Origin of the sequence: Bacillus sp. 22190, assembly GCF_052045575.1 — a bacterium.
Taxonomy (GTDB): domain Bacteria; phylum Bacillota; class Bacilli; order Bacillales; family Bacillaceae; genus Bacillus; species Bacillus altitudinis.
Map to the genome: position 1 here is coordinate 193,261 of NZ_JBQEPF010000006.1, position 16,035 is coordinate 209,295.

Here is a 16,035-nt window from a genome sequence, read left to right on the forward strand (position 1 = left end):
ACGAAATAAGCCTAAAAGAGGCTTCGCTCTTTTAGGCAGTATGATTAAATAGAAGTATCGTATCTCTGCTCAACTCTACTCATCTCAACTACCCTAGTCTCATTCTCATCTTCTCTAAGCTTGCAATGCCGTTCACACCTGTGTGTAAACTTCAGCTGTTCATATCGTATTATAATTCCTTGTTTTTTGTCAACTGTAAATCAGGCCGAAGCGTGACAGCCTCTTCCAAGTATACGTGCTGTATGTCTTCCTGCTTGACATCTGTCTGAACGGTCATTAAAACGCGAATACACTTCTTTAGACCTCCATCAATGTCAAGCTCTTGCATACAAGTGACAGGCACATAGGTCCATCCTTCAAACTGCCTGAGTGCTTTTGCTGGAAAAACAGAGTGAATATCTTGTGTAGCTGAAATCAAGATCTGCACGACACGCTCTGGATCTACTTGGTTTTTTGAAATGATCGCTTCTAGCAGCTGCTTCGTTTTGGTTAACACTTCTGTTTCAGTATCTTCTGTCACAGTTGTAGCCCCGCGTATGCCGCGAAACATCATAGACAGCCCTCCTCCCGTTTCCATTCTTCGAGCCAGTGATACAGCTCATCTTTTGTGAAAGATTGCAGGGTGACGTCTCCAACTTGTTTTAGCAAAACAAACTGAACACTCCCGCCTCTTGCCTTCTTATCACCAATCATGCGATCGACAAATGTTTTGGTTGAAATCGTTTGTGTGACTTGTACTGGGAACCCTAGTTCTTTCATCCACACTTTAAGTTTCTCGCGATCTAGACTGAGTCCTTGCTCTTTTTCACTGACATATAAAGCAAACTGCATGCCAATTGCAATGGCATCTCCATGCGTGATCGCACCGTATCCATACTCCGCTTCAATGGCATGCCCTAGTGTATGACCTAAATTCAAGTATGCCCGCACACCTTGTTCTTTTTCATCTTCTTGAACAATGGATGCTTTCACTTGAATCCCTTGATAAAGCATATGTGCCAGTTCATCCTTTGATAATTCTGTCAACGAACGAATGGACATCAGTTCTGATAAAAAGACTTCACTTGAAATCAGTGCATGTTTTATCACCTCAGCAAAGCCTGATCTCAGCTCTATTGGTGAGAGTGTCTCTAGCATACTTGTATCATAGATGACAGCAGCCGGTTGATGAAACGCACCAATTAAATTTTTGCCGAGCGGATGATTGATTCCGGTTTTTCCGCCGACTGCACTATCATGTGCAAGCAGCGTGGTCGGTACTTGAATAAAATCAATGCCTCTCATATAAGTGGCAGCAGCAAAGCCAGCCAAGTCTCCAATCACCCCGCCTCCTAATGCAATGATGCATGAGGAGCGGTCGAGTTGAAATTGGATGGCTTTCGTATGAATCTGCTCAAACTGCGCAAAAGATTTTGATTGTTCTCCGTTTGGCACCACTATTTTTTGTACAGACCATTTCTGTTTCAGTAATTGAACCATTTCATCTCCATAAAGGGCATCGACGGCTGAATCTGTCACGATAAAGAGCTTCGTGTAGGATCGCCCAGTGGAAGTAATCAAGTCTACGATATTTTGTCTAATCCCATCACCGATATATACAGGATAAGTAGCTGAAGACGTCTTCACTTCCAGTGTTTTCATTAAAACTCCCTCTGAAGCTGGCGCATTTTGTCCACATTTTCTTTAATGCGGTCAATTTGATCAAGACCAAACTGCTCAACCACTGCATTGGCGATTTCCCATGCAACGACTGCTTCTGCCACAACACTTGCGGCAGGAACAGCACAGCTGTCAGAACGCTCAATACTTGCAGAGAAAGGTTCTTTTGTCTCAATATCCACGCTTTGCAATGGTTTGTATAAGGTTGGGATTGGTTTCATAACCCCTCTTACGACAATCGGCATGCCAGTTGACATTCCGCCTTCAAGACCACCTAAGCGGTTTGTTTTTCTCGTATAGCCTTTTTCTTCATCCCAGATGATTTCATCATGAACTTCACTGCCATTTTTAGAAGCTGCCTCAAAGCCAATACCAAATTCAACACCTTTAAAAGCGTTGATACTCAGTACTGCACCTGCAAGCTTGCTATCCAGTTTGCGGTCATAGTGCACATAGCTGCCGACTCCAACTGGCATCCCTTCAACGATGACTTCGACAATACCACCAATTGAATCGCCGTTTTGCTTCGCTTCGTCAATGGCATCCATCATTTTTTGACCAGCTTCACTGTCATAGCAGCGAACAGGTGATTCTTCTGTTACTTTTTGCAAATCTTCAATAGATTCATAAGTGGTATGGGAAGCTTTTACTCCACCAATTTCAAGGACGTGACCAGCCACTTTGATTCCAAGGTGAGCCAAAATTTGTTTCGCTACTGCACCTGCTGCTACACGAACCGTTGTCTCGCGTGCTGATGAGCGCTCTAATACGTTTCTCATATCACGGTGACCATATTTAATCGCACCATTTAAATCCGCATGCCCTGGTCTTGGACGAGAGATTTGACGCTTCATTTCACTCTCTTCTTCTTCAGTAATTGGCTCTGCACCCATGACCTTTGTCCAGTGCTTCCAATCATTATTTTCAACAACAAGTGCAATAGGAGAACCTAATGTTTTCCCGTGGCGGACTCCACTTAACACTTTCGCTTGGTCTTTTTCAATCTGCATTCTTCTTCCGCGGCCATGACCTTTTTGTCTTCTAGCCAGTTCATAATTGATGTCATCCTGCTCTATGTAAAGTCCCGCTGGAACTCCTTCAATAATTGTGGTCAGTTGTGGACCATGTGATTCACCTGCTGTTAAGTACCTCATGACTTATTCTCCCTTCATCGCATTAACGCTTTTAAGTAAAACTATAATAACACACTTCCTACTAAAAAGTCAGCTACTACCCCTTCTTTTGATAAAAGAAAGTATCAGCAGAGGTTAGTCCAAACTTTTCTGGGTGAAAAATTTGTTCTGTAGAACCAACAAATAATACGCCGTTTTGCTTTAAACTGCTGCTCATTTTTAAGTAAATTTCTTCTTTCGCCTCTTCTGTAAAGTAGATGAGAACATTTCGGCACACGATGAGATCCAGCTGTTTTTCATATGGATCCGCTAAAAGGTTGTGTTTCTTAAATTGAATGTGCTTTCGAATCTCATCCTTCACCGTGTAAAATGAAGAATCTTCTTTGGTGAAATATTTTTGCTTGATTTGATCTGGCACCTCTTGCAAAGATCGTTCATGATATCTTCCTTTTTGCGCGGATTGCAGGACTTTATCATCAATATCCGTTGCAATAATTTGGAAGTCTTTCACAAGCGGATGGCTTGATAGCAGCATTGAGAGTGTATACGGCTCTTCTCCAGTTGAGCAAGCTGCACTCCATATTTTTAGGGTGCCGCTGTTTTTTGAAAGCAGCGGCAGGATTTTTTGATCAAGTACTTCCCAGCGCTGATAGTTTCGGTAAAATTCTGACACATTGATCGTCATTCGATCCATCGTTTCATCTAATAGTGCTTTGTCCTTTTCAAGAGCAGACGCAAATGCCTCAAAATCTTTATATCCTTTTTTATCATAAAGAGATGTTAATCTTCGTTTCATTTGTGCTTCTTTATATAAATTCAGATCTACCCCAGTTAGTTTTTTCCATTTTCCAACAAATACTTGATACTGATCCATCAATGTCCTCTCCTGTCTCATCTATCTTTGTCCTAGTATAGCTGTTTTTATCATAAATTTGTATCATCTCATGCGAAAATTCGTATAGAAATCTCAATATAAAAAAGCCAAAGTGATCGTTTGATGAACACTTTGGCTTGAACATTAATAAATCCAGCTTGAGATCGTTTGATCCCAGTTTGTCAGTTCTTCTTGTTTGAAGAACAGGTTGATTTCTCTTTCGGCACTTTCTGGTGAGTCTGAGCCATGGATAATGTTTTTGCCAACAGTTAATCCATAGTCGCCTCTTATTGTTCCCGGAAGCGCTTCCTTCGGATTTGTCTTTCCAATTATCTGCCTTGTTACGTCTACGACTTGTTCACCTTGCCATACCATCGCAAATACAGGTCCTGACGTAATAAAGTCAACCAATTCACCGAAAAATGGTTTTTCTTTATGCTCTCCGTAATGTGTTTCTGCTACTTCTTTTGGAATGCTCATGAGCTTTGCTCCAACAAGCTGAAGCCCCTTTTTTTCGAATCTTGACACAATTTCACCGATTAATTGTCTTTCCACACCATCAGGTTTGACCATAAGAAATGTTTTGTCCATATACGTTTTCCACCCCGTCGTTATGTATGTATAGGCTTACATTGTTACAAAGTGATCGTATCATTTTTTTTTATAATAATCAATTTTTGACAAAAAATTTCACAAAAAAACCAATCAACGAAACGTTGATCAGAATTTTCGTTTACCAATATATTTTGCAATCGACGCTAATGAAGATTTAGCCCGCCCACGCGGAAGTTGATCGAGCTGTTCAAATGCTTTTTTCAAATACATTTCACTCACTCGAATGGAACGGTCGATCGCATCTGTTTGTTTGAGATGTTCAATCACAGGTTTCAGCTGCTTTTCCGTCGTTTCACTATTGATCAGCTTCAACTGACCTTCTAACGTCGGGTTCTGAAGCGCATATAAAACAGGAAGAGTGACATTTCCTTGTAAAAGGTCCCCACCAACAGGCTTGCCTAATTCTTCTTCAGTTGATGTAAAATCAAGGACATCATCAATGATTTGGTACGACATACCAACATAGTACCCAAACCAGTAAAGGGCTTTATGTGTTTTTTCATCTGTTCCAGCTGCAATCGCACCTAATTGGCAGCTGCCTGCAATAAGCAAGGCTGTTTTTCGCTTAATTCTTCTTAAATATGTACGAAGGTTTTGGTCCATGTTGTATTTATCTTTGACTTGTTCTATTTCCCCAAGACAGAGCTCGACGACCATTTTTGACAAAATTTCATGTGCCATTGGGTGATTGATTTTCGTCATGTACTCGAGTGACCTTGCAAATAAGTAATCCCCCGTGTACATCGCAATTCTGTTGTCCCATTTTGCTTTAATCGTCGGTTTTCCTCTTCTCAGTTCTGCATCATCAATGACATCGTCATGGACAAGTGATGCCATATGAATTAATTCAAGCGCTACGGCTACATATTTAATTTTATTAATATCATAGTCACCAAACATGCCTGAAAGGAGAACAAAAACGGGGCGGATTCGTTTTCCGCCCGCTTGCAGCAAATGAAGACCGGCTTCACTTAATAATGCATAATCAGAGCGAACGGTTTGTTCAAGCTCTTTTTCAATTATATCGATATCATGATTTAGAAAAGAAATCATTGCTTTTAGTTTCATTATTTTCACCCAAATATCGTTTATTCAAAGCTTCTTTCCGATATGTGTTGCTGCTACACCGCCTGTAAATGGATGATACGAGACATCAGATAGACCGGCCTCTTCAAAAAGAGACGCCAGTTCTTTCATGCCAGGGAACGTTTTGGCTGATTCTTGAAGCCATGAATACTCCTGATAGCTTTTGGCAAACAGTTTGCCAAAGAGCGGCATGATGTATTTGAAATAGACATAATACCCTTGTTTAAACCCAATCATCTCAGGCTGTGATGTTTCAAGGCAGACAACCATTCCACCGGGTTTTACCACTCGTGTCATTTCCTTTAGCACTGTTAAATAATCAGGGACATTTCGAAGGCCAAAACCGATTGTGACATAATCAAATGAGTTGTCCTCAAAAGGAAGCTCCATTGCATTGCCGTGGAGCAGCTCAATTTGATTGTAGCCGCCTGTTTCCACCTTCGTTTCGCCAACACTCAGCATATTTTTACTGAAGTCAAGACCTTTGACCTCGCCTGTTTCTCCAACAGCGTCTGCAAGCGCAATCGTCCAATCGGCAGTTCCGCAGCATACATCTAGTGCTTTGGCTCCTTTTTGAACATTCATGAGCTTCATTGTTTTATCGCGCCATTTTTTATGCTGTTTAAAGCTAATGACAGAGTTCATTTGGTCATAGTTTTTATAAATTTTTTCAAATACACCGTGTACTCGCTGTTCTTTTGATTGCTGCATGACTTACCCTTCTTCCACTTTCTGATGGTACGCAGGTTCATTTTTCATATGATCCAAGCGATTTAATAGCTCTTTTTGAACGATCGGAGATGAAACTAGATGCTCCTTGATTGATCGTTTGGCCTTTTCATAGCCTTCATTCTCAAAGTTGTCAAAACATGTATAGGCGTCCGTATAGCTATCGTTCAAAAAAAGTTTTAAATGTTTGTCGTCTTCTGCTTGTTTCATAAAACGTTTATAAACAAGGAAGCGACTTGCAATTTCATTCCAATGCGTCAATTGAAAGTGCTCAGAAATTCTTTGGAATAGCGCAGATTCCACTGTAGCAACACTTTTATAAAAGTGGGCTGCATCTTGAATGGATCGATCATATAGTCTAATTTTATGTTCATTAATCTCTTTGATCGCCGTGGCGAGAGTGCGGATCATGTAAATATCTTTCATGTCAGAGAGAAGAGAGTAATAGAGACCGCTGAAATAGTCTCCTGCTAGGATGGTCAACTGACGATTTTTGAATTCGTCTTGTTTGATGGCTGCAGCAGTTGTGACTTCGTCATGGGTATCAAGGGCAATTTGCACAAGCATCGCCGTTAAAATATAATTTTCTTTTTTCTCAGCATCGATTTGAGCTTCATCAAACATTGCATGAAAAAGAAGGAGCTTATCTTCATCGATGAGCGGCGCACGCAAATGCTTCGCCAAATAAGGATGAGAAAGCTTTTTGTTTAATTTTATATTCAGATTAGATAAAATTCCGTAGATGTCTTGCAAAGATATCACCCTTGTCCCAAAAATTACAGTTTCATATGTAGCTCTCTACATTGTATAGAGATTTATTATACCATATCAGGCCTGACTTTCATGCTATCAAGTGCATAGTCGTGCGTTATTTCTTTGCTTCGCTTTGAATTTCACCGAAGCTTGTTTGAATGACAGCATCGCCCCGCACTTTGATGGCTGATGTGTGCTCAGTAAATTGTGCGATAATGACTTCACCTTTATCGAGCTTTTCGGAATGGTGAAATCTTGTATCGGAACCTCTAGTTAAGCCGATCACATTGACACCATTATCAATGGCTTTAATCACCACAAAATCAGATGCTTTATTTTCACTCAATCTGTTCACCTTCCATCTATGGATTAGTCGTTTTTAATAAATGAAAGCACTTCTGCTCTTGCTGCCGCATCATTTGCAAATGTACCGCGTACGGCTGAAGTGACTGTTTTAGCGCCGGGCTTCTTCACTCCGCGCATCGTCATACACATATGCTCTGCTTCAACGACAATCATCACACCATGTGGATTTAAGGTTTCTACCATACTGTCTGCAATCGTTGATGTAATGCGTTCCTGAAGCTGCGGGCGCTTTGCCACGGCCTCTACTGCTCTTGCCAGCTTGCTGAGTCCCGTTACTTTTCCGCCGCGCGGAATATAAGCGACATGGGCTTTGCCATAGAATGGCACAAGGTGGTGTTCACACATTGAATGAAAAGCAATATCTTTGACAAGAACGAGTTCTTCATGATCTTCACCAAAAATGGTTTTAAAATGTTCTTTTGGATCTTCATTTAATCCCGAGAACACTTCTTCATACATTTTTGCTACTCGTTTTGGGGTATCAAGAAGTCCTTCACGATCTGGATCTTCTCCGATTGCTTTTAATATATCGCGTACCGCGTGTTCGATTAATTCTTTATTTATTTCACTCATGTATTATATCCTCCAAAGGCGATTACATTTCATTCAGATTCTAGCACACTTCAGATCCTAAAAGCAAAGGAGAGCGTTCTAAACAAACCATTTGATTCAAAAGGAAAAGCCCCTTATCAAAGGGGCTTTTCTAGACCAGTGTGAAACTGTATATGTATAACTCCTTCAATAGGATCATTACACATAACGATTATTTACCTGCCACCGCGTCTTTAAGTGCTTTACCTGGTTTGAAAGCAGGTACTTTGCTTGCAGGGATTTCGATCTCTGCACCAGTTTGTGGGTTACGTCCTTTACGAGCTGAACGCTCACGTACTTCAAAGTTACCAAAACCAATAAGTTGGATTTTGTCACCATTTTTAAGTGCATCTAAAATTGTATCAAAAACAGAATCAACTGCTTTTGTCGCGTCTTTTTTAGATAACTCGCTTGCTTCAGCAACCGCGTTAATAAGTTCTGTCTTGTTCATGCCTTTCACCTCCTCCCAAAAATATGCATTCAATAGATTGTTATCATTTCTTCACAATTCATCTTCTTTCTATACACTTTTTTTGAAAAAAAGAGCGTCTAGAAAGCGTCATACATGGCTTTTCATTAGAAAACTTCTCTTTGAAGGAATGTTTGTCCAACAAAGTGAAGATTTTCTGTAAGTAGATTAACACATATGAAATACCATATCAAGCATTTTAAAGGGAAGAATCCTTATTCGTCAAGGATTAAGGGCACTTTTGCGAACGAATATTCCTAATTTCAGCCTGAATCTGACTAATCTTTATACAATTGTCTTTTTATGACTTCACCCGCACGCAAAAAAAGACCCCCATCAATGAGAGGTCTCACATCCTATAGAATAATCGCGATCAGACCGCCTGATCCTTCGTTAATAATTCGTTCAAGCGTTTCCTTTAGTTTATACCTTGCATTTTCCGGCATTAGCGAGAGTTTTGCTTGAATGCCTTCTCTGACAAGCGAGCTGAGTGAGCGTCCAAATATATCGGAATTCCAGATAGAAAGCGGATCATCTTCAAAATCTTGCATTAAGTATCGGACGAGCTCTTCACTTTGTTTTTCTGTTCCGATAATCGGCGCAAACTCACTTTCTACATCTACCTTAATCATATGAATAGATGGCGCGACTGCTTTTAATCTGACGCCAAATCTTGATCCTTGCCTAATGATTTCCGGCTCATCTAAACTCATATCTGACAAAGCTGGTGCCGCAATTCCGTATCCAGTCTGCTTCACCATTTTTAAAGCGTCAGACACTTGATCATACTCCGTTTTCGCATGTGCAAAATCTTGCATGAGCTCAAGAAGGTGATCTTTGCCCCTAATTTCCACACCAACCACTTCTTTTAGGATATGATCATATAGATCATCCGGCGCATACAGATCAATTTCTGCGATCCCCTGACCCATTTCAATGCCTGCTAAGCCTGCTCTTTCGATAAAATCGAATTCACTGAACTGACCTACCACTCGGTCAACATCTCTTAATCTCTTAATATCCTTGACGGTTTCTTTCACTGAATCCTGATAACTCTCTCTTAGCCAATGATCTTCTTTTAGTACCATGACCCAGCTTGGCAGGTTCACATTCACCTCAAGCACTGGGAATTCATATAATGCTTCACGAAGTACACTGAGAACGTCTTGTTCTCTCATACTTTCGACACTCATCGCGAGTACAGGAATATCATATTTTTGACTAAGTTCCTGCCGCAGTGCTTCTGTTTCAGGGTGATAAGGTCTCACAGAGTTGATTACCATAATAAACGGCTTTCCAACTTCTTTGAGTTCGTCAATGACACGTTCTTCTGATTCAATATAGTCATGTCTTGGGATTTCTCCAATTGATCCATCTGTTGTAATCACAACACCAATGGTTGAATGCTCTTGAATGACCTTGCGTGTACCAATTTCCGCTGCTTCATGAAACGGGATTGGTTCTTCATACCACGGCGTATTAATCATTCTCGGACCATTTTCATCTTCATAACCGCGTGCACCAGGCACGGTGTAGCCTACACAATCGACAAGCCTAATGTTGACATCCAGGCCGTCGCTCACGTGAATGGATGCCGCTTGATTTGGCACAAATTTTGGTTCTGTGGTCATAATGGTTTTTCCTGCTGCGCTTTGCGGCAATTCATCCTGTGCTCTTGCACGGTCTGCCTCATTATTGATATTCGGGAGCACCACGAGCTCCATAAACTTTTTAATAAACGTAGATTTCCCTGTACGAACAGCTCCAACGACTCCTAAATATATATCGCCTCCTGTTCGTTCAGCGATATCCTTGAAAATATCGACTTTTTCCAAGTGATCCCCTCCCGGACTTGCTATCCTCGTTTTCAAATAAAATACTCTATACTTCAATCAAACGGTGCTTGAAAGGTGTCAGGACAATATATGTGTATGACGTTGTCCTATTTGAATATGACACCTTTTTTGTTTTGAGAGTATGTTTAGCCATAAAAAAACCTTTCTCCTCATTTATATGCAGAGGAGAAAGGTTCATTCTTGTTTATGACGTCTTTTTTTCTAAAAAAGCCGGCTCACCTTTTTTGTTGATCGTATATGGAACAGAAAACGCTGGTACAAACGGGGTTTCCTGCCAATAGACATCTTGAATATTTTCACCTGGTTTCAGCTTTTGTTTTGTATTTTTCAAAATCTGGGCAAAATCACTGCGATAGTCAACATAGATTTCGCCATTTGAGGAAATCAGTAATGGAAGTGATTCACCCGTGACAGGGCTCGTCACTGTAGGCGGTGCTTTTAACCCTAGTTTTTTTTCATTTAACGTATATAAATCTTTGGATACTACTTTGCCATATGGCGGATATGTATGTTCATCTTGATATATTTTGATCCTCAGACGTAATTCACTGATCGTTTGTGTCATTTTGACATCAAGCAGTTTCACCGTTGGATTTTGTTCGACGTCTGTGAGGACATAGATATATTCGCCCCCGCCTTCAAAAGATGTCGACGGTACATCGTGTAAATATCTTGGTGACAGACGCTTAAAGTCAATGACATACTTCTGATAAATCGGTGTGTCGCCTTCTTTTGTTTCAATGGGCAAAAGGCCATTTGTCGCTTTTTGAAAGTCTTCAATCGCTGTCTGCACACTTTGCAGCTGCTCTTTATATGGCACGCGGTTTTCAGCTTTGCGATTCTCTGGATAGAGGCACCCCGTAAGTAAAATAAGTGTTAACAGCATGACACTGATTTTTGCTTTGATCATCACATTCTTCCTTTTTCTTTATTCATTGACCGGCCCGCTAAATACAACTAAAAACACAATGACACCTGATATGAGCATTAAGCTGTACGCGACCGTTGAGGCTGTTATTTTCAGAAAGCGGCTCTTCAGCTTAAATCTACTCAAATAAATGGTTACAACGGCTAAAAACATGAGCCCCATTGAACCAAGCGCAAACCACATCTTGATTAAAGCAAAACTCATCGTGCCTGTCCCCCTTTAACACAAACGAATTGTAAGCGTTTATATTTCATTCTAAACCAAAATTAACTAAAATATCAATCGTTTTTCCAATCATTCAGAAAAAAGTGCATAAAAAAACTGAAGCAAAGAGGGGGACTCTGCTTCAGTCAGTAGGTCGACTATTTTTCCTCATTCTGTAGAGGCAAAGCTCTATTCAAACTTCATTGTTATGTTATGCAAGTCTTCCCCTTCTTGCATCCTCTACACGCCTAAGTTCAGTCTTCCAATTACTTTGTTTGGTTTTCAAACATGTTCACAAGATCTTCCATTTCATGTGTTTTGACACGTGCCATCAATGACTCTACAGCATCGTCTACCTTTTTCCCTTCAAATAGGACGTGGTAAAGCGCTTCTGTAATCGGCATGCTGACCTTATATTCTTTAGCAAGCTGATATGCGCCTTTTGTTGTGCGGACGCCTTCTACCACCATGCCCATTTTTTCAAGTACTTCTTCAAGTTTATATCCTTTACCAAGTAAATTCCCGCAGCGCCAGTTACGTGAATGAACACTTGTACAGGTGACAATCAAATCTCCAACACCTGTTAATCCGGCAAACGTAAGAGGGTTTCCTCCCATTTTTGTGCCGAGGCGGGCGATTTCAGCAAGACCCCTTGTGATGAGCGCTGCTTTCGCATTATCGCCATATCCGAGTCCGTCTGTGATCCCTGCCGCAAGAGCGATGATGTTTTTCAGCGCCCCGCCAATTTCCACCCCAATCACATCAGGGTTGGTGTACACTCTAAAATGATTGTTCATGAACAAATCTTGAACAAATTGAGCTGCTTCAATATGTTCTGACGAGACAGTAACAGTTGTCGGATGACGCAAGCCAACTTCTTCAGCATGGCTTGGTCCTGACAGGACAACAACTGCTTCTCTTTTCGCTTCCGGGACTTCTTGTTCAATCATTTGAGAAATTCTAAGAAGTGTATCTGGTTCAATTCCTTTACTGACATGAACAAATGGCACCTTTGACGTAATGAACTCATTTGCCTGTTTCAATACTTCTCGAATGGCCTTTGTTGGCACAGCGACAATAATCGCATCTGTCCCTTCTAGTGCCTGTTTCATATCTGTTGTCGCTTGAATAGACGCTGGCAATGCAACATTAGGCAAGTAATCATGATTTTCATGTTTCTCATTGATTTGATCAATTAATTCTTGTCTATGTCCCCACATGTGTACATCATGATGATTATCAGCTAATACAAGCGCAAGAGCTGTTCCCCAGCTCCCTGCTCCAAGTACTGAAATTTTCTTCATCCTGCTCACCCTTTTTATTTTCTCGCTCTCGCAAATATTTTAATTGGTGTTCCTTCAAAACCAAATGCATCTCGAATTCGGTTTTCTAGGAAACGCTCATAAGAAAAGTGCATAAGTTCTGGATCATTTACAAACACAACAAAGGACGGCGGTTTGATCGCCACTTGTGTTGCATAGTAAATTTTCAGACGCTGTCCGTTATGGGTCGGCGTTGGGTTCATCGCTACAGCATCCATGATAATATCGTTTAGAATGTTCGTTTGAACGCGCATCGCATGATTTTCACTAGCGGTAATAATTGTTGGCATTAACGTGTGAATTCTCTTTTTCGTAAGAGCAGACATGAATAAGACAGGTGCATAATCAAGGAATTGAAAATGCTCACGAATGTTTTGCTCAAATTCCTTCATTGTACGCTCGTCTTTTTCAACAGCATCCCACTTGTTCACAATGATCACAACGGCTTTACCCGCTTCGTGTGCGTAGCCGGCAATACGTTTATCCTGTTCAATAATGCCTTCTTCACCATCAAGAACAACAGCGACAACATCCGATCGATCAATGGCTTTCAACGCACGGAGTACACTGTATTTCTCTGTTGTTTCATATACTTTCCCTTTTTTTCTCATACCTGCTGTGTCGACAATGACAAAGTCACGTTGGTTGTACGTAAACATTGTATCTACAGCATCTCTTGTTGTACCAGCGATGTTGCTGACAATGACACGTTCTTCACCGAGCATCGCATTCACCAAAGAGGATTTCCCTACATTTGGGCGGCCGATTAAGCAGAACTGTACCACTTCTTCATCATACTGTGTATCTGGTAAGTTTTTGAAATGCTCTGCGACAGCATCAAGCAGATCACCTAGACCGAGTCCGTGCGTTCCAGAAATCGGATACGGTTCACCAAATCCAAGTGCATAAAAGTCATACACGTCGCTTCTCATTTCAGGGTTGTCCAATTTATTGACAGCAAGTACGACAGGTTTTTTCGTGCGATATAAAATTTTTGCGACTTCTTCATCCGCAGATGTGACGCCATCTCTTCCATTGACCATAAAGATAATAACATCCGCTTCATCCATTGCGATTTCAGCCTGATGGCGAATTTGCGCCAAAAACGGCTCATCTCCAATATCAATTCCACCAGTATCTATTAAATTAAAGTCATAATTTAACCATTCAGCAGAGCTATAGATTCGATCTCTTGTTACACCAGGTGTGTCTTCTACAATCGATATTCTTTCGCCTGCGATTCGATTAAAAATTGTAGATTTTCCAACGTTGGGCCTTCCAACAATGGCTACGACAGGTTTACCCATAGTACCCTTCCTTTCAATCCAGCCGCGATTCAATATGTTCATCATCATGTTTCAACCGGGATTTATAATTTTCATTCAGTTTTATGAAATAAACCCTTCAAACATGAAGGGTTCAACTTATATATTATATCAATTTTTAATCAGACCACAATGAATAACTTAAAAATGTTTGACAATCAAATAAAGATCTTCTCCAATGCCGTGTGCAATTCCATCTAAAATGGCCTCTAAATTCATGGCATACATGTCGAGCTCTTCTTTATTTTCACAGAAAAAAACGGCTGTTCCGCCAATGACCCGCTCTTTATTTGTTGTCGCCACAGCCAATATAAATTGTTCAATGGTGTTCGCCATGCCCTATTACCTCACTTTCTTTTTAATGAAATCTGTCGGCATTCTAATGGCATTTTCTAAAATAGGCACCTCTTCTAATACACGGACAGCCAAATCTTCACGCTGCCATTGCGGTAAAATGAATACGCCAAGTGTGCCGTTATTCAGATCACGTTTTGCGAGCGGACAAAGCGATGGTTCACCAGAATCTCGGTATACACCAAGCACGTTGGATAAATCAAATAAGATGGCTTGTCGCTGCCCAAGGTTTGCGATGGTTGTGGCCGAGTTAAAATTCTTTGGAGTCAAGATGAACCCCATTCCATGCTCTAAAATCAATTTTTGCTTTTCAGGCAGCCCGATATTCATAATGTAAATATCATTTACGTAAAGTCCTGCGCCGTCAAAGCGAAGTTCCCCTTTTTGAATATTCACGATATCCTTTAATTGGCTCCCTGACATTAATAGTTTTGCCATGAAAAAACAAAGAATACCGACCACGGTCCCAACGACGAGCGAAAAGAAAATACAGGCGGTCGTTGTAATAAGGGCAGTAAGAATGGCAATATAATTTCGACTTTCAAAGGCGATCGCAATGCCTTCGATATATGTACTGCCTCGTGAGACAAGCTCATACGAATCCATTTGGGTCAATGTATTTCTTTCCATATTACGCACATCACGAAATTGCGTGGCTGCAAGCGTCAGAAAGGTAATGGCAGTGAATTCTTCCTGGATCAGCGCAGGCATAATAATAGCACCAAGCCCTGATGCGATAAAACCTAGCGCAATGTGAATCACTTGTCCATGAATATATGTGGGATATTGCCGATAATCAGTTCTTAACATATAAACCCTAGCCGCCATCCCAAAGATGACACCAATAATCACAGGAAACGTGTAATCCGTCATGTTGATTTTGCAGCCCCTTTTACTGGTTTTCTAGATGAACGGGTGTTCAAGAGTTTTTCAAGCTGACCTACACCTAATAGAAAGACAGCTCCTTGAACAGCCATGGAAAGAAACGAGAGATCTCCTATGACAATGGAAGATGTGAGGCGATGAATCGTAAGCGCATAAAGGGCTTCCCCCAGACATATAGCCATCATCCATAAAGTGATCCGTTCTGTTAACCGATGCCCATATGTTAAACACATCAAGATCAGCAAGGCAAATACAACCCAGTCCACCTTTATTATCGTGAACCAAACTGGATCATATAATGCAAAAATCATAAAAAAGGCATACGCACTGACCATGGAACCTAATTGCATGATTCGCATGATTCGATGAGCAGGCCGAAAGATCACGAATGACATGCAAGCATATAAAAAGGTCATCAAAAATCCTGCATTGATCTTAATGTCTAAAATAGAAACCATGACATGACTGCATATAATATGAATGAGAACACATACGCCCAGCACATTGCGCCACGTGCTTTTCTCCATGATAAATGTCACCATAATCCAAACGAACCATATTGACCAATAATAGTACAATGCCTCCAACCCTCATCACCTCAATTACATTATGGGAAAATCTCCAGTTTTTAAACGTATGAGAAGGTGCGGGATTTGCATGAAATAAACAAGAGGTGACACCCTAATAGTTGAGGAGGGATGTATGATGGGTAAGGATAGACAGGAAAAACGCCTAAAGGCGTCAAGAAGAGTTGAATCTGATCGCGATCAATCCATTCATCACAAAGGGGCAACAACTTTAGAAGGCCCGGAAGACGCTCGCAAAAGAAATCAATAAAAAAAGACATGTGATTACCACATGTCTCAGCGTGCAGACAAACCCTCGC

At 40.9% G+C, this 16,035-nt stretch carries 20 protein-coding genes; 1 reads left to right on the plus strand and 19 read right to left on the minus strand.

Annotated features, from left to right (window positions below; translation table 11 throughout):
• Nucleotides 1–169: 169 nt before the first annotated feature.
• The 19 genes from aroH to ACTJKA_RS10940 form a co-directional block, all read right to left on the minus strand.
• Entirely contained in the window at nt 170–553 is a 384-nt protein-coding gene (aroH, locus tag ACTJKA_RS10850; protein ID WP_008344549.1) for a chorismate mutase, read from the minus strand.
• On the minus strand, nt 550–1,641 hold the full coding sequence (gene aroB / locus ACTJKA_RS10855) for a 3-dehydroquinate synthase (RefSeq protein WP_017359757.1): 1,092 nt from the start codon (nt 1,639–1,641) through the stop codon (nt 550–552). Before aroB ends, aroH begins: the two co-directional genes overlap by 4 nt.
• Nucleotides 1,641–2,813, minus strand: coding sequence for a chorismate synthase (gene aroC / locus ACTJKA_RS10860; protein WP_046343851.1), 1,173 nt, complete (start codon nt 2,811–2,813; stop codon nt 1,641–1,643). The genes aroB and aroC overlap by 1 nt, the downstream gene beginning before the upstream one ends.
• Before the next feature lie 76 nt (nt 2,814–2,889).
• Nucleotides 2,890–3,666, minus strand: coding sequence for a CheR family methyltransferase (locus ACTJKA_RS10865; protein ID WP_008344547.1), 777 nt, complete (start codon nt 3,664–3,666; stop codon nt 2,890–2,892).
• A 144-nt stretch (nt 3,667–3,810) separates the two neighbouring features.
• Entirely contained in the window at nt 3,811–4,257 is a 447-nt protein-coding gene (ndk, locus tag ACTJKA_RS10870) for a nucleoside-diphosphate kinase (protein ID WP_003216015.1), read from the minus strand.
• 129 nt (nt 4,258–4,386) lie between these two features.
• Nucleotides 4,387–5,349 carry a heptaprenyl diphosphate synthase component II gene (gene hepT / locus ACTJKA_RS10875; protein ID WP_007500951.1) on the minus strand — a complete coding sequence of 321 codons (963 nt, stop codon included), beginning with the start codon at nt 5,347–5,349 and terminating at the stop codon, nt 4,387–4,389.
• Between the two features lie 24 nt (nt 5,350–5,373).
• Nucleotides 5,374–6,078, minus strand: coding sequence for a demethylmenaquinone methyltransferase (locus tag ACTJKA_RS10880; protein WP_035391650.1), 705 nt, complete (start codon nt 6,076–6,078; stop codon nt 5,374–5,376).
• Nucleotides 6,079–6,081: 3 nt separating this feature from the next.
• Complete coding sequence (locus ACTJKA_RS10885; RefSeq protein WP_007500958.1) at nt 6,082–6,849, minus strand: heptaprenyl diphosphate synthase component 1; 768 nt, start codon at nt 6,847–6,849, stop codon at nt 6,082–6,084.
• A gap of 115 nt (nt 6,850–6,964) precedes the next feature.
• The gene (gene mtrB / locus ACTJKA_RS10890; RefSeq protein ID WP_008344541.1) at nt 6,965–7,195 is read right to left on the minus strand and encodes a trp RNA-binding attenuation protein MtrB; all 231 of its coding nucleotides are present in this window, start codon (nt 7,193–7,195) and stop codon (nt 6,965–6,967) included.
• Between the two features lie 23 nt (nt 7,196–7,218).
• A complete protein-coding gene (gene folE / locus ACTJKA_RS10895; protein WP_003215789.1) occupies nt 7,219–7,788 on the minus strand; it encodes a GTP cyclohydrolase I FolE in 570 nt (189 codons plus the stop codon).
• 190 nt (nt 7,789–7,978) lie between these two features.
• On the minus strand, nt 7,979–8,257 hold the full coding sequence (gene hbs, locus ACTJKA_RS10900; protein WP_003215863.1) for a non-specific DNA-binding protein Hbs: 279 nt from the start codon (nt 8,255–8,257) through the stop codon (nt 7,979–7,981).
• A gap of 374 nt (nt 8,258–8,631) precedes the next feature.
• Nucleotides 8,632–10,110: a stage IV sporulation protein A gene (spoIVA, locus tag ACTJKA_RS10905; RefSeq protein WP_008344534.1), complete on the minus strand. Its 1,479-nt coding sequence runs from the start codon at nt 10,108–10,110 to the stop codon at nt 8,632–8,634.
• A 205-nt stretch (nt 10,111–10,315) separates the two neighbouring features.
• On the minus strand, nt 10,316–11,041 hold the full coding sequence (locus tag ACTJKA_RS10910; RefSeq protein WP_007500961.1) for a hypothetical protein: 726 nt from the start codon (nt 11,039–11,041) through the stop codon (nt 10,316–10,318).
• A gap of 18 nt (nt 11,042–11,059) precedes the next feature.
• Nucleotides 11,060–11,263 (minus strand): DUF2768 domain-containing protein, encoded by a 204-nt coding sequence (locus ACTJKA_RS10915; protein ID WP_017367508.1) that lies wholly within the window; start codon nt 11,261–11,263, stop codon nt 11,060–11,062.
• A 266-nt stretch (nt 11,264–11,529) separates the two neighbouring features.
• Nucleotides 11,530–12,567, minus strand: a complete 1,038-nt coding sequence (locus ACTJKA_RS10920; protein ID WP_202734373.1) for an NAD(P)H-dependent glycerol-3-phosphate dehydrogenase — start codon at nt 12,565–12,567, stop codon at nt 11,530–11,532.
• A 14-nt stretch (nt 12,568–12,581) separates the two neighbouring features.
• Nucleotides 12,582–13,892: a ribosome biogenesis GTPase Der gene (gene der, locus ACTJKA_RS10925; protein ID WP_008344528.1), complete on the minus strand. Its 1,311-nt coding sequence runs from the start codon at nt 13,890–13,892 to the stop codon at nt 12,582–12,584.
• Between the two features lie 159 nt (nt 13,893–14,051).
• Nucleotides 14,052–14,246, minus strand: a complete 195-nt coding sequence (locus tag ACTJKA_RS10930; RefSeq protein WP_008344527.1) for a capping complex subunit for YIEGIA — start codon at nt 14,244–14,246, stop codon at nt 14,052–14,054.
• 6 nt (nt 14,247–14,252) lie between these two features.
• Nucleotides 14,253–15,137: a YIEGIA family protein gene (locus ACTJKA_RS10935; RefSeq protein WP_440607761.1), complete on the minus strand. Its 885-nt coding sequence runs from the start codon at nt 15,135–15,137 to the stop codon at nt 14,253–14,255.
• Nucleotides 15,134–15,736: a YphA family membrane protein gene (locus ACTJKA_RS10940; protein WP_435051516.1), complete on the minus strand. Its 603-nt coding sequence runs from the start codon at nt 15,734–15,736 to the stop codon at nt 15,134–15,136. The genes ACTJKA_RS10935 and ACTJKA_RS10940 overlap by 4 nt, the downstream gene beginning before the upstream one ends.
• Before the next feature lie 118 nt (nt 15,737–15,854).
• Between ACTJKA_RS10940 and ACTJKA_RS10945 the strand changes: the two genes are divergently transcribed.
• The gene (locus tag ACTJKA_RS10945; protein ID WP_008344525.1) at nt 15,855–15,986 is read left to right on the plus strand and encodes a YpzI family protein; all 132 of its coding nucleotides are present in this window, start codon (nt 15,855–15,857) and stop codon (nt 15,984–15,986) included.
• The last annotated feature ends 49 nt before the right edge of the window (nt 15,987–16,035 follow it).